Origin of the sequence: Pedobacter sp. ISL-64, from assembly GCF_018613605.1 — a bacterium.
GTDB lineage: Bacteria > Bacteroidota > Bacteroidia > Sphingobacteriales > Sphingobacteriaceae > Pedobacter.
This window is the reverse complement of record NZ_JAGGPU010000005.1, coordinates 352,527-379,170: the sequence shown is the minus strand read 5'-3', so window position 1 is coordinate 379,170 and position 26,644 is coordinate 352,527. Positions and strand designations below refer to the sequence as shown.

The window sequence follows — 26,644 nt, the reverse complement described above, 5'->3', positions numbered from 1 at the left end:
TTTAATTGCCCGTTGTTGGTTTCCTCGACTGGCATTTATACAAACAACATGAAAACAAAGATTATAAACATTAACGAAAAGGATAAGAATTTAAGGATTGGCGATGTTCTCAAAATGAACAAATTGCCTGAATATCTACCATCTGATGTAATCATTGATAAGGTTAGGCCGAATTTTGGCGCAACACAACTAGAGCTAGATTGCGAAAGAAAGTCGATAATCATTATACCATTTATAGAAGTCATGAACGTTAAAACAGCAAATAGTAAACGGCCTGTTTGCTCAGTTGACGGCGACAAAAAAATACATGAGATAGAAAACTATCTTTTAGACACGAATGTCGAGCACAAGAAGTTTATGGTAACTCCCGATAGTTTTATTAAACTAATAACGGTTATACTTAAACATGAAGATGTTTATAAAAACTATTATCTATTATACGATGAATGTGATCAACTTGTAACAAACTGCAGGTTTAGAGAGAATATTCTTAAGCCAATGGATTACTTCTTTAAGTTCGAAAGCAAAGCTTTGATCTCTGCAACTCCCATAATACCTGATGACACAAGATTTAAGGATAATAAATTTTCAATACTACGGTTTGAGCCATTGTTTGACTATTCACAAGATCTGACCTTAATAACTACAAACAATTTGCGAACATCAATCAGAAACATCCTTTCACTTCATAATAACGATGATAGACCCGTACTAATCTTTAGCAATTGCGTTCAAACTATCTTATATATCAATAATTTAGATTTTGTAAGCAATAAACATAAGATATTCTGCGCAGATAGAATTAAAGAGGATTTCTTTGTCAAACAGGGTGCTACAAATATTGAGAACTCAGTAGCCAGCCAAGAATATGAGAAATTCAATTCATTTACCAGCAGGTTCTTCGCTGGCTTAGACATTTATTTGAACCTAAAACCCCATATAATATTCTTAACGAATATACCAAAATCGAAACATTCAATAATTGACCCCTTTACAGATGCCATACAGATAACGGGAAGAAGCCGTTCGGGGGTTTCATCAATTACACATATTACGAAACTATATTATGAAATTCCATATAAAGACAGTGAGGAACTACAAGAGGAATTTGATTTTTCACACAAGGTAATCTCAAGGCTTAAGCAAGTTGGAATTGATTTTAATAACGATTCGGTTAAGCAAGTTGTCAATGCCGTAGCCGACCACAATTTATATAAATTAATGGATGTTAATTCAGAGGATAGCAGATATAGTTATTTCAAACAATCGATGTTATATAAACTAAAAGTAGAAAATTACTATACGAATCCAACAGCATTAAGGCAAGCCTATTTGGATACTAATCATTTTAAAGTATCATATAGGAATGTAAGGCATGCTATCAGCGATCAAGACCAGCTTAAGCTGCAGAGAACAAGTGGCAAGGATCGACGTAAACAAATATCGAATACCTTAAATGGTATTTTAAATCTTTATATAGAAGAAAACACTCCACTAGATGATGAATTCTTTGATGCTCTGAGTATGTTAGAAAGTGAAGATTCACTCATTTACGAATTGTTTATGTTGGGGTTGTATATGGATATGGAGGAGGTTGAATACCGATTAAGCGACCTAAAAACGCTGTACTTTAACCGAATAGTTAACAAAAGAAAATACAACAACTCAGATATGATTGACCGCATACTCATTAGTTTTCCTCTTCATCAACGAATCTATGCATCTGATTTGAAAGCTTCACTCCAGAAGATATACAATGAATTCAATCATGTCGGAGGTTATAATATTGTAACAAAGGCTAAAGCTTGCCACATTTTGAATTACTATGAGGGAATCCTGCGTGAGCCGAAGAAACCAGATAAACATCGGGGATATGAAACCTATTATGTTTTAGGCAAACCGAAATATTCATTATCTGGTGATTTGAGGAGATTGGAGGGCAGATAATGGGGGATATTTTATATTAACTATATAAGTAATATAATTGATTAAAATTATCCCCCTTCTTTTAAGCTATCATCAGGGTTAATTCTGGTAGTTTCGCGGGCTTTTCAAATGTTAAATACGCTGTGTAATCCCAATCAATTCTACTGGTTAATAAAGTGACTTTCCGCTTTAAACTAGATTTATCAAGATAGCCTTTCTTTACTAAAGAGTAATATTGCTTATTTATCGTTGTTAATGGCAAATGCAGATCGTGAGCAATTTCTTTTAAAGATCCATATAACTGATAAGGAGTGACGGCAAATTGGCGAAGTGCCAAGAGCATTGCTCTCTCACAATTGGTTAAATCTGTTGTTTTAAATATCTCATGTGGAATTTGGCAGAAGTAATCCTTATCAATTGTAAAACTATATCGATTGGGGTAACATTTATTGGGCTTCTGGTAACCACGTCTATCTATTTTAATAAAATTACTGGTTTCAAGTCTACCTATAGACTCTGATATAAATGTTCTACCTAGTCCAGCCCTTTCAGCGATAGTTTCATAAGAGGGAAAGCAATCATTATTTGAGTTATCAAACGACTTGATTGCGACATAGGTTAATATATCTAAATAAGTAAGGTTACTGTTGGTTAAATTGAAGAAATAAGGCATCATAATAAATTGCCTTTTTAAATTTGACATTATACATTGTTCATTATCATTATAAAAGAATGATCTACCTAGAGTTAGGATTTGAAGAATCTGAGTATGGGACTTTTACCCTTTGAGCATATACAAAGATACGGAAAATTGAACTTTTTTCCTATGGCGTACTCTAACAAGATAACCTTTAATTTCAGTTTTGCAAGTAAGCATGAATCACGATATAGTTAGAGTACGTGAGAGGAAAAAAAATTATATATAATAAAATCAGGTTGATACAAATTGATACCCCCATCTAAAATAATTATATGTTCGCTCCTGGCTAAAGCTCTCTCAAATCAATACCCATACGTTTGACTTAGGGAAAGTGATTTACCAGACATTATACCATTAGAGCAAGTGCCCAACTTTTAAAAATAAAACGGTATTTAGCCGATTGCCAATCGAAATCTAGCTTTTAAATATAAAGGCTCACCAGTAAATCTTATCAAAATCTAACATAAAAAGCATCCAAAAAACGGATGCTTTTTTCATTTACACTAGTTTTTAACCATTTAAATCTTTAATCATGAAACAAACAAGAAAACAACAACAGCAGAAAACCAACTACGTTTTAGTTGATTCAGATTTACTTCTTACAAATAAAGAAGTGGAGAAAGCTTACACTTTGATAGTCGAAAAGGCTAAAGATCTTCTCAGTAAATTTGAGGTAGGTAAATTTCGCACATATTGCGAAATTGAACATACAAAGAATGAACACAACACCAATTTGGTAAAGGAACATTTGTCTTACCATTTCAATATCACTTTATCAATCAGCCCGAAGAATGGTAAAAGTTACATCTTCGTCGACTTGGGAATGGAATCATTACAAAAGTTCGGTAGTTCGTTAAGCAATCAACTACTCAGACAAGCTTACGAAGTAACTCATTCTAATGATAATACCATTGGGATTGAATATGCACTTAGAGTTAACTTTATTCCTGCGGAACAGAATCATAATTTTTATTACCGTCGGGTAGCAGAGGGAGAAACCACATACGTTTCACTTCATACCGTTGAAAAATCAACTGAAGTTAATTAAAATATGGGTGCAGAAATGCACTTATATTTTATTGATTGGATTGTCAGGCATGAAGTCTTTAGGAGAACAATCAAAGATTTCAGCTAATTTATCTATATGATCTAGATTGTACTTGGATGGTGATCTTAAACTTTCTACTTGTCCCACGAAACCATTTGATACCCCCAACCTAAATGCAAGCTCAGATTGCGAATAGTTTTTGCTTTCTCGCAAAGCTTTTGCCTTGGAGATTACATGCAATTCAATTTCTGATTTAATACTTACGCTTGACACTTTTCAAAGCAAGAAATAAATCTGAAATCGATCACTTAGTTATAACTAAGTTTTTACTACTTTTATAATTTAATCATGCATGAAACATAAACTAATAGTTACACTGATATTATTGGTATCATTTAACGTCTCAAATGCTCAGTCTTTTTCGACATATGAAGAATTCCGTATACTTTTTAGAGCTAATCTCAAAGCATTCATTTCACTTGCAAATAAGAAAGGATTTAAGCAAGGCAATAAAGTTATGTTTACAAATACCAAGGCAAATGAGGTCTTGACCAAGAAATTAGATGAATTAGGCTTCCTTACAACATCAGTATCTAAGCTAACCACTATTGAAAATTCATTTAAAAAAGCTGGTTTTAAAGCTTCTAATGCATATAATGGATTAGGTAACCCATTTACTGGCGCAGGAGATCTCATATGGTCACAGGTTTACAATGGATATGGAGATAGTATGATGTGGCTTGGCAAAGTGAAACCTTATGATGGTGTTGAACAGTATTTTATATTCTTTTATAGATTATAGTAGGTTTGAGTATATAAACTTATTATTATGGTTTAATGATTTTTATTGCATCCTAATTCCCTCCCTCTCATTTAGTGGCTTACAGCGAGAAAGGGAGGGAATAGCTTAGAATTTGTGCTGTAATCCCATACCGATATTTGGTGGCTCCACAAGCCTATGAAATGGTTGCTAACTCATTTGCAAAGTTAAAATGTTAGTGCTAGTTTAGAGTTACTTAACAGCTTGGCATTCTTACATGACTTGCTTAATAATTTACATTTATAGATAGATCATAAATAATATGTTAACATTTAAGGAGCATATAGAATTAAGGGAAAAGCTGGATAATGGCGAGATTTCAATAGAAATTGCAAAAGAATTATATTGGAAGGACTTTAAAGAAGGAAAACAGTCATGGCATACAAAAGATTGGAAAGAAAGAAGAGCCACAGTTATTAAAGACAAATGTGAAATATGTGACAGTAAAGAAACCTTAACCTTACAACATCTTTCTCACCCTAGAAGATTTCCTGAATATAAATTAGAAGTAACTAGAGCTTACGCTAGAGAAAACATAGACACAAATTCCAACATTAATAAGAGTGATTTTGTTAAACATATAAACAAAAATTACGATTATCTACCTGTTCCACTTTGCCCGAAATGTAAGTTTAGTAATCCCAACAAAAGAGTTACAAAACGCCCTCAATACCTTTGTACTGTATGTAAGCACGAATTTGATGAAGCAGTTTACAAATCAGTTGAAGAGCTTGTTTCTATTTTTTATGAGGATGAGCAAGCTATTGAAGTGAGAGATAAGTGCTTTATGTCAAGAGCATGGGAAAATAAACACAATCTATCGAGTGTAAGGTACTGGTTGCAAAGAGAAGGTGTAAAAAGTAATAATGCCGAAGCAATCGAGAAAGAAGCATTTTTGCTCTATTTAAACGATAACATCAAATATCTCTCGTTTGAAGATACAATAACAGCCTGCAAGAGATGTGCGTTTAGCTACGATATAAATAATATGGAATTATGTCCTAAATGTAAAGAGCATTATAAAGGCATTCAATACCAAACATGCATCCAATGCCTGCCAGAAGAGGAGAAAAAAGCTGCAATGGAAACGGTTGAGTTTGGAAAAGAATGGCAAGAGATGCATAAAAAATTAGGAATCGACTAAAGCGTTTCAAGAGCTATTTAATAAAATAAATTCATCCTAAATCCATTTCATACCTCATTCAGCAGTTTACAAAGACGTAGGAATGATTCAGTCTTTATGTGGTACTTGAATACTATACTATTATCATTTTATAAGGGATAACAATATGGGTCTTTTTTATTATCATTATGCCATGAGCGCTCACTTCATATTAGGCAGACATAAGCTTACCAATGAACCAACAAATATCACCACTGTTAATCTTACTGACAAACATAATTTTATCTGTCTTGATTGTGGTAAACAATTAACATGCGTTTTAAATGTTCCAATAAAAACTAAACATTTCAAACATCGTGGAATAGGATGTAATGCTACATCTGAAACGTTACTACATTTAACAGTCAAAGAAATACTTAAAAAGCATAATATAATTAAGCTACCTAACGGAGTAAACTACGAATATATCGAAGCATTACCGGAAAAGAAATGGGATAAATATAGGCCTGATGTTACTCTAAAAGGCAATAGTAAGACATTATATATAGAAGTAATTGTTTCGCATCCAATAAGCTGGGATAAAGAACTCCGATTTAGTGAGAGATTCGCAGATTGCTTAGTAATTAATTTTAGTGATTATAATAGATTGTTCGATATAGAACAATTACAACATGATATCTTAGAAAGCTTAGAGTTCAAGTCAATGCTTCCAACTTATAATGATATTTCTGTCACCAATTCTAGGAGTGATGATGATTTAGGCTTTATGATTTTATTGGGGGCAGTTGGAGCAGGAATTGCTTATGTTGGTTACAATGAATTTATAAAACCTCTAATTAAAAAAAGAAGACGCAAATAGCATTTCAGATGGATATAGAACAAATACAGCTAGTGGAGGTTGATTTTACAGATCTCGAAAACGTAGAGAAACCAGAGATGGTTTACAAGTACCGCTCGTGGAATAAAGGCGATGTTAATAGTGATAATGTTCTTTTAAAGAATCAACTATTCCTAGCTGAGCCATCAAGCTTTGTTGATCAGTTTGATTGCAAAATACCAACGAGATATGATTTGCTTACAGATGAGGAAATATTGCAGTGGGGCGAACCTATTGTTAGGAGAATGCACACAAGATGGAATGATAAAGCAATTAAAAATGAAGTTATACGTCTAGCTGCAAGGCTCCCTTTTAAAGACGAGAATAAAATGAAACTATTTATTGCGGATGAATGGAAGTCATATAATGATAAATCGGGTATTCTAAGTCTTTGTAAGAACCCATTAAATAATGAAATGTGGAAAATGTACGGCCATGATCATACTGGTATTTGTTACGGCTACGAAACTAATAAACTAATTCGTTCGTGTGGATTTGGAGGTGGTGGCCCAGTAACTTACCAAGATGAATTGCCAATCATTCATCCATTAATGGATTCTATATTGGTTGCATCAATAAGAGTCTATTATAAATTAACAAAGTGGGAATTTGAGGAGGAATATCGGATACGTGATTTTAGTGAGGCCAATGTAAATAAAGCTAATCGAGTAAGAGTTTATTCTGACGATATACTTAAAGAGGTAACCCTAGGGCATAGTTTTGATGATGAGCAAATACCTAGAATTATCGAAATCCTTAGGAAAAAGGGTAGCCATGCAGACTTATATAAATGTGAGATCGTTGATGGTGCATTGTCGCGTTTACTAATTGATTACTAAGCATTCCTAAAACTGTGCCTTTCCTCAAAAGAGGTGGCTTACGCGAGGAAAGGCTCGGTCTAGTCATTGATTCTGTAGAAGATGGCATTTGTAGTTCTTGTTTCATTTAAGGTACTGCGTTTACTTTTCACTCAGTGGTTCTTAGCTAAGGACAGTGGTTAAATGTAGGTTGAAAGGTACTCCGCCATGTCTAATGCCTCTTAAAACACACGCCATCATTGCATTCTGTCATGGTTTTAAGTTTGGCAAAGCGGATGGCTCCGTGAGCCTTCTCTCTATCTTTATCTAGGATTTGCTTCGCTTCATCCTGGATAAATCTAGTCAGGCTCCACTTTTCAGCTCACCTGCGCAATCGAAAATGCTGCACGACTGTCACGATATTTGTTCAAATATCTCGCCAGTCGCTTGTGTTAAAACATAGATCGAACCTCGCTGCTTTGCAGCTACCAGTTCTCACACATTTTCTCAGTTCGCAGGCGGTGAGCATTAAATTAAATATTAATTTGAAGCAATATACCTAAAACAAGAAATGATCTACTTGATTCTATCTTTTAAGTTTAATATAGGATATTAGTTACAACCATTTGATAAGATATGTTTAAAGCACTAATTGACCTCCTCGGAGAAAGAAAACCGAATAAATCTGAACGGAAACGCGCCTCAGCCGTGTTGTATCCTAATAAAATTAATTTTGATACATATCATAAGATTGGGCAAAAACTATGGGATTGGGAATCTTCTGCCAATGTGACCACCTTACAACGTGACGCTGATGATAAAGATATAGGCAAAACAGTTAGGTTGCATCTTGATTTGACGCGCTATAACTTCTTATTTAAGAAGCATAATCGTGTACTGGCAGGTAAACATTTGCAGAAATTCTTAGCTGCTCATGGCTTTCAAGCATATCATGAACTATGTGAAGACGCTTTGCTCGTGGAGATATGGGAGACTAATGAGAAAATAATTTTAGTACCAACCTTAAATGGAGGAGACAGTGGTCGACAAAGGGGCTTTCATTCATTAGACTGGAAGAGCATTAGTTGCAATAAAGAAATATCAAATGAGAAATTGGGTGCAATAGTTCGCAAAGCATGGCGCAGATGTGATGAATAATAGTCTAACAAAATCATACGCTGCGATATATAATAATTAGCTAAGTCTCGTGTTTTATTACATAAAACATATCGTTACATCATTCTGCGAACTTCTTTGTAAGTACCGTCGAAACATTCGCATTTCGGTTCGCATACTTAAACATGAGTATTTACGGTTTCCCGTTTGTTATTCTTAAACCATCTGAATACCTTAGTAAACATCGATAAATCATATTTACAATGAGTCGAATTTTATTATTTAAATTATACATATTAATCAGATGAAAGCAACAACACAATACACAGACTTCAAAGGAACAGCAGCAGCGGATATTAGTGATCACTATGATTTAGAAGCATTTCTGAAAAGTCGAGGGGTTGATACTAACCGTTATGAAGCCATTGGAGCAGAATTTTATCATGGAGAAGGAGATTTCTTTTCGGCAACGATCATTTGCCTTGATAATGAGAATTCTACAAAGGAAAACCCGTATATCAGCAATCTTAGCTTCGAAAGTGGAGTTAAATATGATGAGTTTTTTGGCTTATTCAAAAGATTTAATGTGATTTTGACCAAGAAATATGGCGGATATGAAGAAAATGAAATAAAAGAGAACGTTACTGTAGATGATACTAATCACAATCAATAAATTGTGTTTATAATTTCGCATTAAACATCAGGACAATAAGTTGACTGTATATATAAGCAGTTAATTATTGTCCTTTTCATTTTCCGAGGGTAATTATAAATAAGCTATAGTTGTGAATGAGTTTTATATATTTGATTATCTAATTAAGTCTCTCATATTTAAGTGCCATTTAAACTTTGATTGAGGATTTTAAAGTTTAAATGCAATTAAATAATTATGGAATACTTCGATAGTGATAATTTCAGCAAAGATCAAAAGCTCGAAACAGCTTTTAACGTTGTAGCTAGTGTTAGAGATGCTTTTACACTAGCTATGAAGCAACAACCACCTACCTATGAGCATGCACTAAAATATATTGAAGATATTGATCCTGCACTTTATACTGAACTGGTAAAACATTTACCTGGTAAGAATGAAAGCGAGATGGTGACAAGATTCAAGGCACTAGCAAAAGCTAAAGGTGAAAAACCAGAAGACCTTATAAATGAAGAGATTGATGAGTATAAGCTGGCAATTAGTAGTAGTTACGATGATACTACACCTTTAAAAAAGCATTTAAGTGCTCTTAGAACAGCTTTAGAGTTCTTCAAAACTAGAGAGCTTACTGAACATAAGTTACTAAATCATGACTTCTATATATCCAGTAGAAATAACATGAAAGAAGTTCCGTTTATAGGGAATGTTAATAAGAAAGACTATGAGTTACCGAATGGTAATCATTTTAGAATTTATCTAGCTCATCCAGACAAAATTGAGCATGTTCTAGGTGCAGATTTGATTTATGAACAATATGATTTGAAATTAGGATTGGCCAGGTTTGCTCATTTACAATATAAAACATGGAATGGTAAAAGCCTATATTTAACCGAAAGAGATGAAAAGCAACTTCAAAGACTTCATGACAATCTGTGTGGATCAAATTGCTGTGATGTTCCAAAAGTTTATGAAAGCTCTAATGATTATCGATTCCCCTATTGTTCAGCCTTTCTAAGGCCGACGAGCAAGTTGCTTAATTTGCAATCAAAAATGAGGTCAACTGGTGATCATATCCCTCTTTGTAAGGTTTTAAAAGTTAAAGCATCAAATAACATATTAAAGAAGGATCTATTGGCTGAATATGCCATTAGCCATAATATATTCGAAGAGGCTTTTAATAAATATCATATTGGTTCTGGATGGATGCCTATTGGTGAATTAGAAGAATTTTACAAGAAAAGGAAATTGTTTGAGCTTTCTGATAATGTTAGAATACTAGCACAAGAAATAATTCATGAATTTGATGATGAACCCCAATTTTAAACTATAAGAATAATGATTTATACAGTGCCAACTAAAAGAGGATTGGGAATTCAGCTTTGGGGAAATTATGATGACCTAAGGACATTATATGACGTATTTGGTAAGTTTTGGAATGATCCTAACTATACGGAAAATAAGCTGTTTGAAGATCGGGATAGATTAATTAGTGGATTTTCTTACGAGCTTAGAAAAGCTTACGAAGGAAGTAAACTAAAGAGAGAATCAAGTCATTTTTCACTAGACAATATCGAATACCTGGGTGTTGAGTTATCCTGGGTCCACATTATATTCTCATTGAATGCCCTTCGGCAAAATATGAAATTCATAGAAAGCAATAAATTAGATTTAGCGACTTTCCTGAGTTTAGAATATTGGTTAGAAAGATCCATGAATGAATTTGATGAGGTTGGGGCGAGGACCTTAATACCATATATTGATGGGGCGATTGAATCAACGAATAAGCATATCTATTTATATATGAGAAGCATAAATGCTGATTATTTTACTATGGGCGGCGGTAAGTTAGCATTTAGAAAACTATCGACATTGTTAAGGAAAGCAATATATTATACACCTGAGTACAACGAACATCTGGAATTCTTAAACAAGGAGGCCAAACGCCTAAAATGTGAAATAAACGATCTAGAATTAACAGATGACCATATTAATTATGATATAAAATGGTAAATAATATTCTCATTACACATGGAGGATTTAACTAGCAAGTTTTGTACACTTCTTAATAAAGACTTTAAATCTTATTAACTTTAACATACCATAAAATCGTGTTAGAATCATCAATACATCACATAGGCGTAATAAATATAAAATCCTTAAGAGATTATATCCTTGACAATTCTCTTAACGAGGATGATACAATAACCTTAAATCAGAGAGACTTTGATGCACTTGCGTTGGAATATCGACGTATTTATAACGAAGGGATTGATGTTCCTTTTTACCTACTAAGGGTTTTAATTAAAGAAGATGAAACTCTTAGAGTACATGTTGGCAAAATCAAAGTAATTAAGAATGATGAAGAGCGTGACTATGAAGATTACTTAAACATTAAAGAAGATCTTGATACACAATTTAAATACGATAATATTTACAGATGTGGTTATTGTGGTAACATTGTTGATTTTGATGGAAAAGAGTTTAGCGATGATACACGCAAATTTAAGATTGGTATTCTTGAAAAGTTCGAAAAGACAGTTAAACAAACAAGTGTACATGGAGCTTGTTGTAGGGATAGACAATGAAAGAGCAGCTATGTGAAATATGTCCATCTTGCAAACTAAATACATTTGAAGTTCAAACTGAGAAATATGCTATTGTAAAGTGGTGTTCATCATGTGGTTTATTTAGAGTAACTTATTTTACCTGTTGTGATAATGATAATATTGAAAAGGTAATCTACTATCAAAAAGATGACAGAAAGACTATTAGAGATCAATGCCTTAATTGCGGTAAGTTACTAAACACTCCTTTGACTTCATTTTCTAAGGTTAATGAAGCAGACTTAAATTTATTTAATGAATCTCTAGCAGAACAGAGAAAAGAAGAGCTTGAAGAAATAAGAGTATATTATAATGGACTAATAAAAGGTAATTATAGCCGGATACGTTATAATAAGTTTGAATCCTATTATTACACAAACGAATGGAAAAAGTTGAGGCAGAAAGTCTTTCAACGTGATAATAATAAGTGTCTAAGATGTGGAGGAACAGCTGAACAAGTGCACCATGTTACTTATGAAAGGTTTAGAAGTGAGCTCCTAGAGGATTTAGAATCCATTTGTACAAATTGCCATAACTCAATTCATAGTTAATAATTAATATCTAATAACAACCAGTAACTCAACTAATGGATCTAAATTGCCTCGAATGTGGTTGTGGAATTAGTCCACAGATAAATTGCTGAACAACCTTTAATTTCTAAAATAGGACAACAAAACGATACATAACTAAAAAGATATACTATGTCACTAACAGATTTCTTTCGAATAAATCTTCCATATGGAATGAGGAAAAACTCCTCTGGCAAATGGTTCGCATTTAATAGAGAATACACTCCATTAGGCTGGAACTCTCAGGATAAAGCAATTAGCATACATGAAGATAATCCTTATCCAGACTATCCTATTTACACAAAATACAAAGGGTTAACTGACAATGCAATCTTAAAGATTATCAAAGATCCAGATGTTATTAAACGAAACGACAATGGTGAAATAGTCAGTGTTTTCTTTTATAAGGATATAACCAACCCACAATCCCATCCTGAATATTGGGCAGACTATTTTGAGATAATTAAGCAGTTTTCAAAGTTAGAAATACAGCAATGATAAGAAGTGAGTTTTTATCTAAAATTCCGTTCTCTATAGTGCATAAAAGATGGGGTTTGGGAGAATTAGAAATTATTGTTGACAATGAATTAAAGAAGGCGGTTTGCTATAGGCATCAAAACCGGACATCAAGTTTTGGTACATATGGTAAAAGTTGGCTAGAGATTTATGATGACTTGTACAACCATTTGTCTGTAAATGGCTACCTAAAATAATTGATCTATTTTACCTGACGATGTTGCTCATTTTCAATTTGATTCAATTAATTAAGACATTAATCTAACAACACATTTTATGGAAATAGCACCGTACTACAATAGTGAAGGAGTGGCGACAGCATACATATACGAGAACGAATATATCTATTTGTACAATGGTAAGCCAGTAGGATATTGTCATGGCGAATATATATTATTCATTTAATGGCCGATACTTAGGATGGATGCAAAATGGATGGTTCTACGATCGGCAAGGCCGACCTAGCCTCTTCTCTAATGGAGCAAGCGGTGGGCCATCTAAACCATCACGAGCTTCCGCTCCCTCGCGCGCATGAAGAGAATCAAGACCATCAAAACCTAGTCGGTCATCATTTTGGTCTGATTTATCTGATGAAAACTTCTTTAATCAATAACTTAATACTAGTAAACAAATAAAAATGGATTTTCTATATAATTACAAAGGGAAACATATAGCTACTCTTATTAATGGACAACTTTACTCAGTTAAAGGTGCAAATATTGGACACTTCCTTAAGTCTTCAAATATCTTCATTGACATGCGAGGGAACTATTTAGGACAAGTTCCCTTTGCAAATAGATTACTCTATAGTGATATCTATGCATACGATGGAATTTCTTTCGGTTCCCTTGGTGATTTTGGCAATATAGGTTACATAGGTGATATTGGAGAAGTTGGAAATTTAGATGTGATTGATGGCTTTAGTGATATTCCTTTAGAACGTCTGAGGTAAATCTTTGAACTAATCAGTTAAACGATAATATTTAGGGGTTGTTGGATGAAGTTTTATTAATCATTCCTCAAATTTAATCTTGTCATCTCAACACGTTTCAAGAAATTCCGCCATAAACGCTCCTGTGCCATCCTCACCGCCTATTTATTGCGTTGCTTCTTGACTTAGTTGAGCTGAAAGCTTGATCAAGTACCATAATTAATTAAATATTTATGGTACAGAACATTTTTAAAGTAGCTGAAGTACAAGTAAGCTACAAACCAGATTACAACATTATTGAACGACCTAAGATTACGTCATCAAACCAAACGTTTCAGCTTTTAAAGAGTCAATGGGACATGGGGAAGATTGGCTTCCTCGAAGAATTTAAAATATTGCTGCTTAACAGAAGTAACCGAGTGCTTGGCATTGTTGATATTTCAATGGGTGGTGTCAGCGGCACTTATGTTGATCCAAAGGTAGTGTTTGCAACCGCTTTAAAAGCTAACTGTTCATCAATTATATTGGCGCACAACCATCCGAGTCAAGATCTTAAACCGAGCGAGGCGGACGTTAAATTAACCACGAGATTGGTGGAGTGTGGAAAGCTGTTAGACATTATTGTATGGGATCACATTATATTGAGTCAGAATGGTTATTACAGCTTTGCCGATGATTGCATGATGTAAATGAATTCCACTCAACCTAAATGACAGTTGAAATAGAACTAGAGTCTTTGGTGCTATTTGTAGAACTAGTGCCAAATTTAAAAGATGTTTAACAACAATTGGACTCTTTTTTTGTTAAACTAATAATTAGGTTATCTTTGCGCTACGAGCGTAGAATCAACTTATAAGGTCTTGCCGAAATAAAGTATGCCAGTTGCCGGTTAACACTGTTGAGGACGCATTAGAGTATTTACAATAAATTAATTTAAATGAATATTTCACCAAACTCTGTAGTAGCGTTAACTTACGAATTGCATACTACTAACGAAGAAGGACAACAAGTTTTTGTAGAAAAAGCTGACGAACAAAATCCTTTAGTATTTTTATATGGCGTTGGCATGATGTTGCCTAAATTTGAAGAACATTTAACTGGTTTAAAAACTGGTGATGAATATGGTTTCGAGCTATCTGCAGCAGATGGTTACGGTGATATCGATCCAGGTGCTTTTGCCGACCTTCCAAAAACCATGTTTACTGAAGCCGGTGGCGAATTGCCAAATGTAGGTGATGTGATTCCTTTACAAGATAACAATGGTAATCAGTTTAGAGCAGGCGTTACCGCTGTTCACGACGAAACCATTTCAGTAGATTTAAACCACCCAATGGCTGGTAAAAACTTAGTATTTAGCGGTGTGATTTTGAATGTACGTGAAGCTACTCAAGATGAATTGGCTCATGGTCATGCTCACGGAGCTGATGGTCATTCAGGTCACTAATTATAGATAAGCGATTTCGAAGAAGTCAAGTTTTAAATAGCAGCTTTGCCGTTTAAAACTTGACTTCTTTCGTTGATATCCATGTTTTAATCTTGAAAAACCTCATCTAAAATGAGTTTAAAGCCAGGTATAATCGTTGTGGTTACCTCTTCGCCCTCAGTAAGTAGTTTTGTAGGTTGAAACTTGCCATTATCGTCAAGGATATATCTGAAAAATGTTTTTTCAGAAGGACTTACAATCCAATATTCTTTAACACCTGCTTCTTCATAAACTTCGTATTTATTGATCAATTCTTTTTTATTGTTGCCAGGTGATAAAATCTCGACAACAATATCAGGTGCACCTATACACCCACGCTTATCAAGCTTAGTCGGGTCGCAAACTACCACGATATCGGGTTGCACCACCGTGAAAACCTCTTTATCATCTACACTTTTCTTTGCTAAACGGACATCAAAAGGTGCTGAATAAACTTCACATTTATGGCCGTTCAGTGCATTATAAATTGGTACGTAAATTCTTCCCGATATTTTTTGATGGATCCGGGAAGGAGCAGGGCTCATCTTGAAAATGTACCCTTTGATAAGTTCTAAGCGCTCTTCAAATTCGAAGCGCATATAATCTGCATAACTGTATGTCGCAGAAAAATCGACCTCGTTAAGGGTTTTAATTGGAGGTTGCTCCTCTTCAGTAGGATATGGTTTGATATTCTTCATATTAGGTATTTAACCAAATATACTAAATATCTTAGTTTTTTTAAAAATCAATCTTCAAACGCAGTCCGCCGTTGGTGAGGTTAAGGTTTTCTTTAGAGAAAGTTTTCATCGGCAGCCTTAAAAAAGGCTCGATGGCAATATTGTTCTTTTTGGATATTTTTTGTTTATAACCCAAAGAAAAATTATAAAATCCGATGTATTTATCAGGATCTATATTGGCTTCGGGCTGTGGTTCAGTAGTTTTTTCTTTCACAATCATGGTCTTCGAATCAGCAAAGCCATTCGCTGTTGTGGAAGAAAAATTCTGCACCTGGTTTACAATGTAGTTGTTCTGCTGTGAGTTGTTTAAAACAGCCAATGCAGAAACCCCTATATTGGTGTAAAGTTTATCACTTATGTTGTATTTTAATTCTAAAGGAACATTAATTCCACGCACTTTAGCATCAACCGATTCGAGGTTTTTGCCCGATAAGGTTTGTGGTGCAGAAGCATTTAACGATTCTGTAGTGCTAATAGAAGCATACGAAACGCCAGAACTTATTGATAATTTATTGGCAATGGCATACGATAAAGAAAAGCCATAGTTCATGGTTACTTTATTATCATTACCCATTGCTGGCGCAATATACACATCAGGCTGCCATTTAGAATTCTCGCTTGTTTTTGATGGCGATTTTTGTTGATTCGCATAACTATCCCGGGCAAGCAGTTTTTCAAAACTTGTTTGCGCAATGGGTTGAGCTTTCTTCTTTTCCGTTAAAATATCAAACTGTTTTGTTTTCAGGTTTGAAAGATTAGCACCCGCAAGCTTATTATCTAAAAGGTTATTGTTTACAGGTGCCAATTGCGCTGATGTATTAATAAACGGATAACCGGTCTGCTCTGTTAATAATGGCTTTGTACTTTCCGTAATTTTGGGTGGACGATTGGCCACCAGGTTATTTACAGGGGACGTATCGTTATTTAATGAAGCAGAATCGATTTTAGTTTTAATATTGTTATTTGAATTCCCATTGGCTGTAGCATTTTGCTGAGCTTCAGGTTTAGTTATTGCAATATCTTTTTTCTGATCTGTATTGTTTTGCGCAAAAAATACACCTCCAAAGACTAAAATTAAGGCAGCAGCAGCCCACAAAGGCCAAAAAGCGATGCCTCGTCTTTTATTTTTTTTCTCCGAAAAGCGCTCCCAAGCACCATCAGGGTATGTTTCCTCATGGTTTTGGAGTTGCGCGGTGATATGCTCAATTAATTCCTTATCCATTTTTTTCGTATGAATTAACCATGGTATTTAGGTAAAGGGTACGTAACTTATTTTTAGAACGTGTAAGGTAAACACGACTGGAACTTTCAGGAATGTTTAACATCTTCGAAATTTCATCGTGGGCAAAGCCCTCAATTTCATATAAGTTAAATACCAGTCTCTGCGTATCTGGTAAGTGATTTAGTAAATTCAAAATATCATTAACGTGTAGTTCCGAAGCGACCGAAACTTGGGTAACCGGATGTTCACTTTCTGCTAAATCATCAACATAAAACTGAACTTTCGAACTCCGTATCTTGTCTATTGCCGTCCGCGAAGCAATCTGGGCAATCCAGCCTTTAAACGATCGCTGTAATTCTTCCGGATTCTTAGGTGCTTTGAAGCCGCCAACATGTTTAAAAATCTTGATAAAACTGTCATTTACAAGCTCTTCACTGTCAGAAGGGTTTTTTGTATACCTTAAAATAATGCCCATTAAATAGCCATAAAATGATTTATACATCATTTCTTTACAGCTATTGTCGTTTTTTACACAGCCTTTTAAAATTTCCTCAAAACTGAGTATTTTTTTTATCACCCCTGTAAAGGACTATTTATTAAAGGTTTATCATGATTAATTATTGCAAATTTAAGAAAAATAACACCACCCAATTTTTTGAGTGGTGTCAATTTTCGTTTCCACAGGTAGCGTGAAATATTTTTATTTGTTCGTCATCACTGATAAGCCAACGCCAGTACTATCGGTTTTGCTCGATAAGCCTTTAGCCCAGATGGTATAAATTTTACCTTTTTCGATTTTAACGGCCGGTAAGCTAACTTTAACTGTTCCGCTTTGCTTTAATTGGAAAGTATAACTGTCATTCGGTGCAATATTACTGAAAGTGGTAAACTCTTTAAAAGCTTTTGCAGTAAATAAAGGTGCATCTGTACCTGCAATAGCTAAATCAAATGGGGCAGAACCCGGACTTAAGTTTACAAAACGAACTTTAGCCTTATCAGTTTCAGGTGCTTTTAAATCATCTTCAAGGATTAAAAGTTTTGTTGATTTTAAAGTATCTACTACGAAAACCGAATAAAATGATCCTTCTTTTAATATGGCTTGAGCTGTGGTTAAATATTTTAAAGAGTCTTTTTTAGCAACACCCACCAATCTTGTTCCTGGATAAGCGGCATAGTATCCTAAATCTTTAGTGTAGGTAAAGCTATTTATTTTTTGGTTATCCAATATAAAATCTAAGGCAGCAGTTCCTGGTGATGCATGAACAAAGCCAATACCGGCCGCTTCGATAGGGTCGTTATTAAAATCTTTTTTACAAGCCGTAATGGTTAAAGCTATCGCTAAGAGAGAGAGTATAATTTTTGTTGTGCTAAAATTTTTCAAATTCGTTTTCATTTTAATGTTTTAAATCAATTTTTTGAACAAAATTGGTTAATGGCCATTAACGCTTTTTTCTTGTAAAACGATTAATGGAATGAAAACGCTACAGCAGATGTGCTTTTTTTAATCGACAGTAATTTTTTTACTCTCATAAATAATTTTGCTTGCCACGGTTTTCCCATTTACAATTGCAGGCATAAAGTCGAAGTCTTCATCGCGTAAGTTCTTAAGTTTAATTTCACTGGTTTTATTGTAAACTGATGAAGTCACCTTGGTTTCGTATTTTGTGAGTATGCCTTTTTCATTTATGTGGAATATGAGATAGGCTTTATGGATTCCTTTATATGGTCTTAAATCATATGGTGGGGTGTATTGTTTCCACAAAAAAAAGAATGCAAAATACGAACCACCAATTTTAAGTGGATACATAACTTGGTCGCCATTCTTTAAGCTATCTATTTCATAAGAGAAATCTGGTCTAGAAAGACTGTATTCTACTTTTTTAGTAGTATAGTTGTAGATTTGATCAACAGTATCGGATGTTTTAAAGAAACGCCATCTTCCGTATCGTTTCCCCTCTTTATATAGACCTGTAGTTACAAGCGTTTTACCAGCTTTTATTTCTGATAAACCATTTTTGACATACCTCTTAGTCCTTAGTTCTGTGGCATGTTCAATCATGCCACCTCTAATAATTCTATAATAGGTTCTGGTTGAATCGCTCTTTTGTGCAGTAGCGGTAAAGCAAATAAAAATAATAGGAGTGTTGAGCGCATTTTCATATTTAGTATTGTTTTATAAAGAAAAAGAGTTTTGATTTCAAATCAAAACTCTTTTAATAAAATATATTTATAAAAATACTTAAGAATACATTTCTTCTCTTAGTTTCGCAACATCACTGCTATTAATGTATTCATCGTAAGTCATCAGCTTATCTATAGTACCTTTTGGTGTAATTTCTATAATGCGGTTGGCAACGGTTTCAGTTAACTGGTGATCTCGCGAGGTAAATAATATCGCCCCTTTAAAATCTTTCATGCCATTGTTCAGTGCCTCAATAGATTCCAGATCAAGGTGATTGGTTGGCTCATCAAACATTAACAGGTTGGCTTGTTGTAACATCATCCTCGAGAACATACAACGCATTTTTTCGCCCCCCGAAAGCACTTTTACGTTTTTAAGTACCTCTTCGCCCGAGAATAACATACGGCCTAAAAAGCTACGTACAAATTGCTCATCCGCATCGGTGCCAGAGTACTCACGTAACCAATCAACCAGGTTTTCATCTTTACCGGCAAAATATTCGGAGTTATCGTTCGGGATATCTGCAGTGCTAATGGTAACACCCCATTTAAATTCGCCTTTATGGTCAGTATCTCTACCCGTTAATACATCGTAAAATGCTGCGGTTGCTAAACTGTTCTGAGATATTACAGCAATTTTATCGCCTTTATTTACCATGAAGGTAACTTTATCGAATAAAATGCCATCATTACCAGTTTTACCTAAAGCATCAACCTGTAAAATCTGGTCACCAGCCTCACGGCCAGTATTGTTGAAGATAATGGCTGGATATTTTCTGCTAGATGCTTTAATTTCGGTAATATCAATCTTATCTAAAGCTTTCTTACGGGATGTAGCCTGCTTTGATTTAGATGCGTTTGCACTGAACCTACGAATAAACTCCTGAAGCTCCTTCACCTTATCTTCCGTTTTTTTGTTCTGGTCGCTACGTTGTTTTAATGCCAGCTGACTAGATTCGTACCAGAAAGTATAGTTACCAGTGTAAATGCTCATTTTAGCGAAATCGATATCCACAATATGCGTACAAACTGCATCTAAAAAGTGCCTATCGTGCGATACAACCAATACAATGTTCTGATAATCTGCCAGGAAGTTCTCTAACCATGCTATGGTTTCGATATCCAAATCGTTGGTAGGCTCATCCAGTAATAAGATATCTGGATTACCAAATAAGGCCTGTGCCAATAACACACGTACTTTCTGCGTATTGTCTAGCTCTTTTAATAATTTATAGTGATTGTCTTCGGTTATACCCAAATTGCTTAACATGGTTGCAGCATTGCTTTCCATGTTCCAGCCGTCCATTTCAGCAAAAAGATTCTCCAGTTCTCCGGCACGTTCGCCATCTTTCTCGGTAAAATCTTCTTTCATATAAATGGCGTCTTTCTCTTTCATGATGGCATAAAGTTCTTTATGGCCAATCATTACGGTTTCTAATACCGAAAACTCATCAAATTCGTGGTGGTTTTGTTTTAAAACCGCCATTCTTTCGCCTGGAGTAAAAGCCACGTTACCCGAAGTCTGGTTAACTTCTCCTGATAAAATTTTTAGAAAAGTAGATTTACCTGCGCCGTTAGCCCCAATTACACCATAGCAATTGCCTTGGTTAAATTTTAGGTTAACATCTTCAAATAATGTGCGCTTGCCGTACCGTAACGATAAATTAGAAACTGAAATCATGCTGTAATTGAAATAAGCCGCAAAGATAGGGAAAAAGGTTGAGGGTAGAAAGGCATTTGCTTGCTGTAAAGTTGAAAAGTTAAAGGTTGTAATGTTGATTGTTAGGAAATGAAGGGTTCTGTTCTTGTAGGAAGCAGCAGCCCCGTTATCCGCTTTACTTCGCTGCACTCCGTGTTCGCTACTACCGGGTTTATTTTATCAAAAGGGAGAAGCTTTTGGCCAATGGCTTAAAACCCAAGCCTCAAATTAACAGGATTAATACATGGTTATTCAGTCTTTTTCTCCATGTAATTTTAGTATTTTAGTGATACACACAAATGAAATCAATATGAAAAAATTAACACTAGGCGTTATCATGTCTGCTATTTCCGTCGTGGCTTATGGCCAAGAATCTCAGTATAAATATAAAGTAGATTTTTTTGGCGATACCATTCTGGTCGATTCGAAAGATAACACCATTGGCAAACAGAAGAAAGACTTTTTTGGCAATACCATCATTGTAGATAAAGATGGTAAAACCATAGCTAAGCAAAAGCAGGATTTTTTCGGCAAAACGATTTTAGAAAATGAAGCGGGAAAAACTGTAGGTACACAAAAGAAAGATTTTTTTGGCAATACGGTGTTAGAAAGTGAACGTGAACAAAACCTGGTGCCAAAACCATTAGGAGGTTTGGTTCCCGGTGATGGGAAAACAGAAGTGGCCATCAAACAAAAAACAGATATCTTCGGTAATATCGTTATTGAAAACGATCGTGGCCAGATCTTAAATGTTTATAAAACAGATATTTCTGGCAACATCATCATAGAAGATGGCAATGGTAAGGTAATAGGCAAACAGAAAAATAATATTTTTGGCGATACCGTTGTCGAGGATGACCATGGAAATGTATTAGCGAAATATAAAAAAGATGTATTTGGTAATACAGTTATAGAAGACGTTAATGGTAAGAAGATGGGGATTTTCAAAACAGATATTTTTGGAAATAAATCTTTTGTTCCGGAGCATTAAAGGGTATTGATTATTTAATAAACTGTTCAAGGTGGGTACGTCATTCTCGCGCATGCGGGAATCTTAATGCAAGCTGCATATAGCATTTAGATTCCCAATCAAGTTGGGAATGACGACTTATCTCAATGTACTTTGTCGTAAAATATTTATTTTAGTCCCATGCCAAATCATACCTTGCTCAAAACCATAAAAACAACCCTTCAGAAAAGTAAAGTAGAAAAGTTAGCCGCAATTGCCTCAGAAGACACCTTTTCGGTGAAAGATCTGATCGATTTAAGTTTCTATCATGACGAACAGATTGGTTTTAGGGCCGCATGGATTTTAGAAAATGTATTTGCTAACCACCAGCAAAGATTTCTGCCTTATGCGCTTTATTTTTTGGAGAAACTTCCGCAACAAAACAATTTATCGGCATTGAGGCATTATGTTAAAATCCTGGCCTTTATGACGAAGAAAACTGCCGCTATGGAAATTAAAAAGATTCTTGCCGGTTATGATACCGATCATTTGGTAGCAGTTGTTTTTGCCTGGTTAATTGATGAGAAGATCCCAGTAGCTGTAAAATCACATTGTTTAAACATCTTAGCCAATTTAAATGCCAAACACAATTGGATAAGAGAAGAGCTTTTGCAGACGATGGATTTTCTGGTTGATAAAGAAAGCATAGGTTTTTTTGCAAAGGTTAAACAGATCAGGAAGCAGTTATCAGTTCGCAGTTGACGGTTATCAGTTTGTAGTTCTCCATTTGAGGTTTTCAGTTACCATAGCGTCAAATCTTCTAAGAAATGTCGAATTTGTCTTTCTCTTTCAGCTTTAGTCTTTCAGCTTTTAGCTATTTTTACCAAATGAGTACAACATACGATATTGTTTCAAAAGTTATAAAAGAACGTCGCAGTATTTTTCCTGCAAGCTATATAAAAAAAGAAATTCCGGTTGAGGTAATCAACCAGATTTTAGAAACAGCCAATTATGCACCAACACACAAATTAACCCAGCCCTGGCGTTTTGTCGTGATCAGAAAAGCGGGATTAACAAAACTTGGTGAAGAACTGGGTAAATTATATAAGGAATTGGTTAGTCCGCAACAGTTTTTACAGAAAAAGTACGACAGCTTTGCCGAAAAAACGAGTCAGGCCGATTGCATCATTGCCATCAATATGCAGGTGAGTGGTAAAATACCCGAATGGGAAGAGCTGGCGGCCGTTTCCTGTGCTGTTCAAAATATAGCCTTAACTGCCGAAAGCCTGCAGGTAGGTGCCTATTGGAGCTCTCCACCTTTAATTGATAATTTAGGTGATTTCTTAAGTCTGGGTGAAAATGAAAAGTGCATCGGCTTATTTTACATGGGCTATCATAATGAAAAGCCCTGGGCGCCAAACCGAACTTCGATGGAAGAAAAGGTGAGGTGGATAGAAGGGTAGTTCATTTGTTCATTAGTCAATGGTTCATTGGTAGATGCGGTTAATCGACTTCAGGCTACGGACTGAAGACTATGGACTATACATCATTTAATATTATGTTAAATCCCCTTGATAATTATTTCGAAAAAAAAGATGAGCCAATTAAAAGTTGCCTTCAATATTTAAGGTCGCTTTTAATGGGCTATACTGATATTACAGAGCATTGGAAATACGGAATGCCTTTTTATTACCATAAAGGAAAAATGTTCTGCTATCTTTGGACACACAAAAAGCTCCATCAGCCTTACATTGGTTTAGTGGATGGAAATAAAATTGAACACGATGATTTGTTGCAGGAGAAAAGAGCCAGAATGAAAATTTTATTGATCAACCACCTCGAAGATATCCCCGAAAAGAAAATCGAATCTATTTTAAAACAGGCCTTTGCCTTAAGGAAATAGTCTATCTTCCTTTTAATATCATCCCTTTACATTCTCTATTACCCATTATTATATGTCTGCATTAAAATCTAAACTTTATCAGCTTTGCTTAACTTTTATTCAAAATAGGATAGAAAATATTGAATATTCTCTGCAACAGGCCAGGCAAGCTTCGAATGATGATACAAAAAGTAGTGCAGGCGATAAATACGAAACTACGCGCGAAATGATGCAGCAGGAGATGGACCGCAACAGTAAATTACTGTACGAAGCCGGACAACAAAAAATTGCATTACAACAGATCGAAAATGTCGAATCAGATCGCCTGGTTAAAAACGGAAGTTTGGTTTTAACCTCAGAAGGTAATTTTTATATTAGCATCAGTGCTGGTGAACTTAATACCGATGGACAAAAATTCTTTGCAGTATCGCAGGCTTCGCCAATAGGGAGGTTTTTGATCGGAAAAGCCAAAAACGAAAGTTTTAAGTTTAATGGTAAGGAATATTTGGTGAAAGGCATATTATAAAAAGTCGTCATCTCGACTGAAGCACAGTCCCGAACTTTCGGGAGAGAGATCTGTCTAGGAAGATTTAGCTTCGCTGAGCCTTCGGGTTCTCGACTTCGTTGCACTCGGCTCGAAATGACGGCAATCAATTATAGCGATCTTCTTAAACTTTGCAAGTTATCTAATTCCCATCCGTTGGGCAAAATCCGGCACCAAATAGGTCTTTAAATCCGAATAAGGAATAAAAATTACAATTTGCCCTTGTGCATAACTCGCTACTTCATATGGGTTGTACATAAAAGCAACCCCATTCGCATTAAAATAAAAATTTTTGTTCGGTTTTATAAAGTCATCAAAAAGAACAGTGTTTAGTGCATCTTTAGCTTTAATGTTGTATTCTTTGCGAAGATTACGTTCTAAAATACTTTGTAAGGTATTCGAATCTATTTTGATGATATCGCTAAGCACCATTTGTTTTTTGTTTTTCACATCTAAACAAAACATCATGCTGCTGTAATTGCCATGTGCACCGCCGGTGTAAGCATCAGCAAGGAAATCGATCACTACATAACCATTATCGTTATAATTGACAGACTGCTGGCTGTTATTGGTATAATTCATCCACGCCTGGAAATCGTCGCCACGGCTATTTTTTGATTGCTCTGTAACCTGCGTTTTATAGTCTTTGAAATAGGCAGCAGCAATATTTTTGAACCCGATTGAGCGGTCGACAGTAGATTTTATGCCAGCGATTTTTTTAAGTTCCACATTTAGCCAGTTGCCATATTCATCCTTGTTTTTACTTTCCAGGTATTCAAAGCTAATTTCAGCTGCAGGCGATTTTGGCTGATTGGCAAATGCCTTAACCGAATCTTTATAAATGCCTGCACTGAATGGATAACTGCCCTCAGGGTATTTTTCGGTTAAAGCTATCGGGTATTTTTTGATCTTATCACCACTTTCCCAATTGCCACTAAAACCATCTCCATTCCATTTTAAGGCTAAATGGGGCGATTTAAAATCCTGTGTAAAGTATGATTCATAAAAACTGTATTCAGTAAGTACAAGGCTATCTTTCCCGATTAAAGTATCGGTTGATAGGTTAAGCCACGAGCCGTCATAGTAATAGGTACCACTTACATCATCATCAACCTTTTGCAGATGCATCACTACTTTTTTCCCTGCAATGGTACCTTCCAACCTCTTGTAAAAACTTTCTGTAAGTTCGGTCTTTGCATTCGCTGTACTGTCATTTGTAGTTTCAGCGGTATTGGCTCCATTTTTAGGGTTGTTACAGGCAGCTATAATGAGTAATCCGAAAAGGAAACAAAGTAAATAATATTTCATAGGGAGGGTATAAAGTTTAATGGTGTAAAGTTTGAATGTTGAAAGGTTGTGTTTAACCTTTCAACATTCAAACTCACTATGTTTTAAACCTCTTTGCTATGATTTTGTTTTATTAAAACTCTTGTTGATGCTGTAATATAAATTTTTTGCAGTGTATCTTCCCGGATCAATTATTCGCCTGATGGTGTAAAGTGGGTAGTTTTCATCCTGTGCGGTTGAAAGTATAAATGCCGCTTTAAAGCCATGTTCTTTGAGCTTGTGTAAAGTTGAAGCTTTAAAAACACCGTAGGGATAGGCGAAATACGCTACTTTTTTACCTGTAATCTCTTCCAGTTTTTTAGTTGGTGCATCAATTTGGGTTGTCCAGTCCTCGTCGGTAAACTGTGCAAAGTTTTTATGATCGTAGGTATGGCTGGCAATTGTATTTCCCTCGTCTGATAACTGTTTAATCTGTTCTTTAGTCATGTAGTTGATCCGCCCTTTTCTGCCGATGGATACCGTCATAATAAAATAAACGCCTTTAAAGCCGTATTTTTTTAACGTGGTATTCCCAATGGTAAACTGATCTTCATCCGTATCGTCGAAAGTAATCATAATAGGCTTCTCAGGCAATTTAGCACCGTAAACCAGATACTTGTACAACTGATCGGGTAAAATAGAATGGTAACCACTATCGGCCAGCATTTTCATGTGGTCTTTAAATTTATCAGGCGCAATAATGTCGTCGTGCGCTCTTTTGCTATCGCTGGCAATGTTGTTTCTAATCTGGTGGTAACACAGAACGGGCACCTCTCTGCGTGTCAGAATGGTTTTGTTATCTGCCAGTTTGGTATTGGTCGAGTCTATTTTAACCGTTTCGATGGTGTTGGTTACAACAATTTTTTCTTTTTGCTTATTGCTCGAACAAGCCAGTGAAAATGATCCTAAAAAGAGAATTGATAAAAGGATATGAGTAGCGGGTTTTAAATGTTTATTCAAATTTTTT

At 35.1% G+C, this 26,644-nt stretch carries 33 protein-coding genes; 23 read left to right on the top strand and 10 right to left on the bottom strand.

What is annotated here, in order from left to right:
- The first annotated feature begins 48 nt into the window (after positions 1 to 48).
- Positions 49 to 1,947, top strand: a complete 1,899-nt coding sequence (locus tag J7E57_RS07915) for a hypothetical protein (protein WP_215126781.1) — start codon at positions 49 to 51, stop codon at positions 1,945 to 1,947.
- Positions 1,948 to 2,008: 61 nt separating this feature from the next.
- On the opposite strand, the gene J7E57_RS07910 is transcribed toward J7E57_RS07915, so the two are convergent.
- On the bottom strand, positions 2,009 to 2,629 hold the full coding sequence (locus tag J7E57_RS07910; protein WP_215164950.1) for a helix-turn-helix domain-containing protein: 621 nt from the start codon (positions 2,627 to 2,629) through the stop codon (positions 2,009 to 2,011).
- A gap of 529 nt (positions 2,630 to 3,158) precedes the next feature.
- Between J7E57_RS07910 and J7E57_RS07905 the strand changes: the two genes are divergently transcribed.
- The gene (locus J7E57_RS07905) at positions 3,159 to 3,674 is read left to right on the top strand and encodes a hypothetical protein (protein ID WP_215126777.1); all 516 of its coding nucleotides are present in this window, start codon (positions 3,159 to 3,161) and stop codon (positions 3,672 to 3,674) included.
- A 21-nt stretch (positions 3,675 to 3,695) separates the two neighbouring features.
- Here J7E57_RS07905 and J7E57_RS27110 read toward each other — a convergent pair whose 3' ends face one another.
- Complete coding sequence (locus J7E57_RS27110; protein WP_317196530.1) at positions 3,696 to 3,947, bottom strand: helix-turn-helix transcriptional regulator; 252 nt, start codon at positions 3,945 to 3,947, stop codon at positions 3,696 to 3,698.
- A 79-nt stretch (positions 3,948 to 4,026) separates the two neighbouring features.
- On the opposite strand from J7E57_RS27110, the gene J7E57_RS07895 reads away from it, so the two are divergent.
- From J7E57_RS07895 to J7E57_RS07830, 16 genes are all read left to right on the top strand, one after another.
- Positions 4,027 to 4,476 (top strand): hypothetical protein, encoded by a 450-nt coding sequence (locus tag J7E57_RS07895; RefSeq protein WP_215126775.1) that lies wholly within the window; start codon positions 4,027 to 4,029, stop codon positions 4,474 to 4,476.
- 280 nt (positions 4,477 to 4,756) lie between these two features.
- Positions 4,757 to 5,638 (top strand): hypothetical protein, encoded by an 882-nt coding sequence (locus tag J7E57_RS07890; RefSeq protein ID WP_215126773.1) that lies wholly within the window; start codon positions 4,757 to 4,759, stop codon positions 5,636 to 5,638.
- 172 nt (positions 5,639 to 5,810) lie between these two features.
- Positions 5,811 to 6,476 carry a hypothetical protein gene (locus J7E57_RS07885; RefSeq protein WP_215126771.1) on the top strand — a complete coding sequence of 222 codons (666 nt, stop codon included), beginning with the start codon at positions 5,811 to 5,813 and terminating at the stop codon, positions 6,474 to 6,476.
- Between the two features lie 8 nt (positions 6,477 to 6,484).
- Positions 6,485 to 7,333 (top strand): DUF2971 domain-containing protein, encoded by an 849-nt coding sequence (locus J7E57_RS07880; RefSeq protein WP_215126769.1) that lies wholly within the window; start codon positions 6,485 to 6,487, stop codon positions 7,331 to 7,333.
- A gap of 594 nt (positions 7,334 to 7,927) precedes the next feature.
- Entirely contained in the window at positions 7,928 to 8,449 is a 522-nt protein-coding gene (locus J7E57_RS07875) for a contact-dependent growth inhibition system immunity protein (RefSeq protein WP_215126767.1), read from the top strand.
- A 262-nt stretch (positions 8,450 to 8,711) separates the two neighbouring features.
- Positions 8,712 to 9,080 (top strand): hypothetical protein, encoded by a 369-nt coding sequence (locus J7E57_RS07870; RefSeq protein WP_215126765.1) that lies wholly within the window; start codon positions 8,712 to 8,714, stop codon positions 9,078 to 9,080.
- Between the two features lie 216 nt (positions 9,081 to 9,296).
- Positions 9,297 to 10,379, top strand: a complete 1,083-nt coding sequence (locus J7E57_RS07865; protein ID WP_215126763.1) for a hypothetical protein — start codon at positions 9,297 to 9,299, stop codon at positions 10,377 to 10,379.
- A gap of 12 nt (positions 10,380 to 10,391) precedes the next feature.
- Positions 10,392 to 11,066, top strand: a complete 675-nt coding sequence (locus J7E57_RS07860; RefSeq protein WP_215126761.1) for a DUF6904 family protein — start codon at positions 10,392 to 10,394, stop codon at positions 11,064 to 11,066.
- A gap of 98 nt (positions 11,067 to 11,164) precedes the next feature.
- The gene (locus J7E57_RS07855; protein ID WP_215126760.1) at positions 11,165 to 11,641 is read left to right on the top strand and encodes a hypothetical protein; all 477 of its coding nucleotides are present in this window, start codon (positions 11,165 to 11,167) and stop codon (positions 11,639 to 11,641) included.
- The gene (locus tag J7E57_RS07850) at positions 11,638 to 12,210 is read left to right on the top strand and encodes an HNH endonuclease (protein ID WP_215126758.1); all 573 of its coding nucleotides are present in this window, start codon (positions 11,638 to 11,640) and stop codon (positions 12,208 to 12,210) included. The genes J7E57_RS07855 and J7E57_RS07850 overlap by 4 nt, the downstream gene beginning before the upstream one ends.
- Positions 12,211 to 12,360: 150 nt before the next feature.
- On the top strand, positions 12,361 to 12,726 hold the full coding sequence (locus tag J7E57_RS07845) for a hypothetical protein (RefSeq protein ID WP_215126756.1): 366 nt from the start codon (positions 12,361 to 12,363) through the stop codon (positions 12,724 to 12,726).
- Positions 12,727 to 13,020: 294 nt separating this feature from the next.
- Positions 13,021 to 13,149, top strand: a complete 129-nt coding sequence (locus tag J7E57_RS27460; protein ID WP_410522681.1) for a 4-fold beta flower protein — start codon at positions 13,021 to 13,023, stop codon at positions 13,147 to 13,149.
- Positions 13,124 to 13,279: a 4-fold beta flower protein gene (locus J7E57_RS27455; protein ID WP_410522680.1), complete on the top strand. Its 156-nt coding sequence runs from the start codon at positions 13,124 to 13,126 to the stop codon at positions 13,277 to 13,279. Before J7E57_RS27460 ends, J7E57_RS27455 begins: the two co-directional genes overlap by 26 nt.
- A gap of 102 nt (positions 13,280 to 13,381) precedes the next feature.
- On the top strand, positions 13,382 to 13,696 hold the full coding sequence (locus J7E57_RS07840; protein WP_215126755.1) for a hypothetical protein: 315 nt from the start codon (positions 13,382 to 13,384) through the stop codon (positions 13,694 to 13,696).
- Positions 13,697 to 13,908: 212 nt separating this feature from the next.
- On the top strand, positions 13,909 to 14,364 hold the full coding sequence (locus J7E57_RS07835; protein WP_215126753.1) for a RadC family protein: 456 nt from the start codon (positions 13,909 to 13,911) through the stop codon (positions 14,362 to 14,364).
- A gap of 248 nt (positions 14,365 to 14,612) precedes the next feature.
- Complete coding sequence (locus tag J7E57_RS07830) at positions 14,613 to 15,119, top strand: peptidylprolyl isomerase (RefSeq protein WP_057933416.1); 507 nt, start codon at positions 14,613 to 14,615, stop codon at positions 15,117 to 15,119.
- An 86-nt stretch (positions 15,120 to 15,205) separates the two neighbouring features.
- Here the strand turns inward: J7E57_RS07830 and J7E57_RS07825 are convergent, their stop codons facing one another.
- The 6 genes from J7E57_RS07825 to J7E57_RS07800 all read right to left on the bottom strand — a co-directional run bounded on the left by J7E57_RS07825 (position 15,206) and on the right by J7E57_RS07800 (position 20,958).
- Positions 15,206 to 15,835 carry a Uma2 family endonuclease gene (locus tag J7E57_RS07825; protein WP_215126751.1) on the bottom strand — a complete coding sequence of 210 codons (630 nt, stop codon included), beginning with the start codon at positions 15,833 to 15,835 and terminating at the stop codon, positions 15,206 to 15,208.
- A gap of 40 nt (positions 15,836 to 15,875) precedes the next feature.
- On the bottom strand, positions 15,876 to 17,096 hold the full coding sequence (locus J7E57_RS07820) for an MSCRAMM family adhesin SdrC (protein WP_215126749.1): 1,221 nt from the start codon (positions 17,094 to 17,096) through the stop codon (positions 15,876 to 15,878).
- Positions 17,089 to 17,673: an RNA polymerase sigma factor gene (locus J7E57_RS07815; RefSeq protein ID WP_086547055.1), complete on the bottom strand. Its 585-nt coding sequence runs from the start codon at positions 17,671 to 17,673 to the stop codon at positions 17,089 to 17,091. Before J7E57_RS07815 ends, J7E57_RS07820 begins: the two co-directional genes overlap by 8 nt.
- 123 nt (positions 17,674 to 17,796) lie before the next feature.
- Positions 17,797 to 18,489 carry a DUF4397 domain-containing protein gene (locus J7E57_RS07810; protein WP_051691930.1) on the bottom strand — a complete coding sequence of 231 codons (693 nt, stop codon included), beginning with the start codon at positions 18,487 to 18,489 and terminating at the stop codon, positions 17,797 to 17,799.
- Positions 18,490 to 18,597: 108 nt separating this feature from the next.
- The gene (locus J7E57_RS07805) at positions 18,598 to 19,155 is read right to left on the bottom strand and encodes a hypothetical protein (RefSeq protein WP_215126747.1); all 558 of its coding nucleotides are present in this window, start codon (positions 19,153 to 19,155) and stop codon (positions 18,598 to 18,600) included.
- A 180-nt stretch (positions 19,156 to 19,335) separates the two neighbouring features.
- Positions 19,336 to 20,958 (bottom strand): ABC-F family ATP-binding cassette domain-containing protein, encoded by a 1,623-nt coding sequence (locus J7E57_RS07800; protein WP_215126865.1) that lies wholly within the window; start codon positions 20,956 to 20,958, stop codon positions 19,336 to 19,338.
- Between the two features lie 328 nt (positions 20,959 to 21,286).
- Here J7E57_RS07800 and J7E57_RS07795 point away from each other — a divergent pair, with 328 nt between their 5' ends.
- The 5 genes from J7E57_RS07795 (at position 21,287) to J7E57_RS07775 (ending at position 24,333) form a co-directional block, all read left to right on the top strand.
- On the top strand, positions 21,287 to 21,967 hold the full coding sequence (locus tag J7E57_RS07795; protein WP_215126745.1) for a hypothetical protein: 681 nt from the start codon (positions 21,287 to 21,289) through the stop codon (positions 21,965 to 21,967).
- A gap of 159 nt (positions 21,968 to 22,126) precedes the next feature.
- Positions 22,127 to 22,687 carry a hypothetical protein gene (locus tag J7E57_RS07790; RefSeq protein WP_215126743.1) on the top strand — a complete coding sequence of 187 codons (561 nt, stop codon included), beginning with the start codon at positions 22,127 to 22,129 and terminating at the stop codon, positions 22,685 to 22,687.
- Between the two features lie 125 nt (positions 22,688 to 22,812).
- Positions 22,813 to 23,388 carry a nitroreductase gene (locus J7E57_RS07785; protein ID WP_215126741.1) on the top strand — a complete coding sequence of 192 codons (576 nt, stop codon included), beginning with the start codon at positions 22,813 to 22,815 and terminating at the stop codon, positions 23,386 to 23,388.
- A gap of 95 nt (positions 23,389 to 23,483) precedes the next feature.
- Positions 23,484 to 23,828: a DUF1801 domain-containing protein gene (locus J7E57_RS07780; protein WP_215126739.1), complete on the top strand. Its 345-nt coding sequence runs from the start codon at positions 23,484 to 23,486 to the stop codon at positions 23,826 to 23,828.
- A gap of 52 nt (positions 23,829 to 23,880) precedes the next feature.
- A complete protein-coding gene (locus J7E57_RS07775; RefSeq protein ID WP_215126737.1) occupies positions 23,881 to 24,333 on the top strand; it encodes a 3-oxoacyl-ACP synthase in 453 nt (150 codons plus the stop codon).
- 156 nt (positions 24,334 to 24,489) lie between these two features.
- Here the strand turns inward: J7E57_RS07775 and J7E57_RS07770 are convergent, their stop codons facing one another.
- Together J7E57_RS07770 and J7E57_RS07765 are read right to left on the bottom strand one after the other, a co-directional pair.
- On the bottom strand, positions 24,490 to 25,659 hold the full coding sequence (locus J7E57_RS07770) for a DUF3298 and DUF4163 domain-containing protein (protein WP_215126735.1): 1,170 nt from the start codon (positions 25,657 to 25,659) through the stop codon (positions 24,490 to 24,492).
- 96 nt (positions 25,660 to 25,755) lie between these two features.
- A complete protein-coding gene (locus tag J7E57_RS07765; RefSeq protein ID WP_215126733.1) occupies positions 25,756 to 26,637 on the bottom strand; it encodes a polysaccharide deacetylase family protein in 882 nt (293 codons plus the stop codon).
- Positions 26,638 to 26,644: the final 7 nt, after the last annotated feature.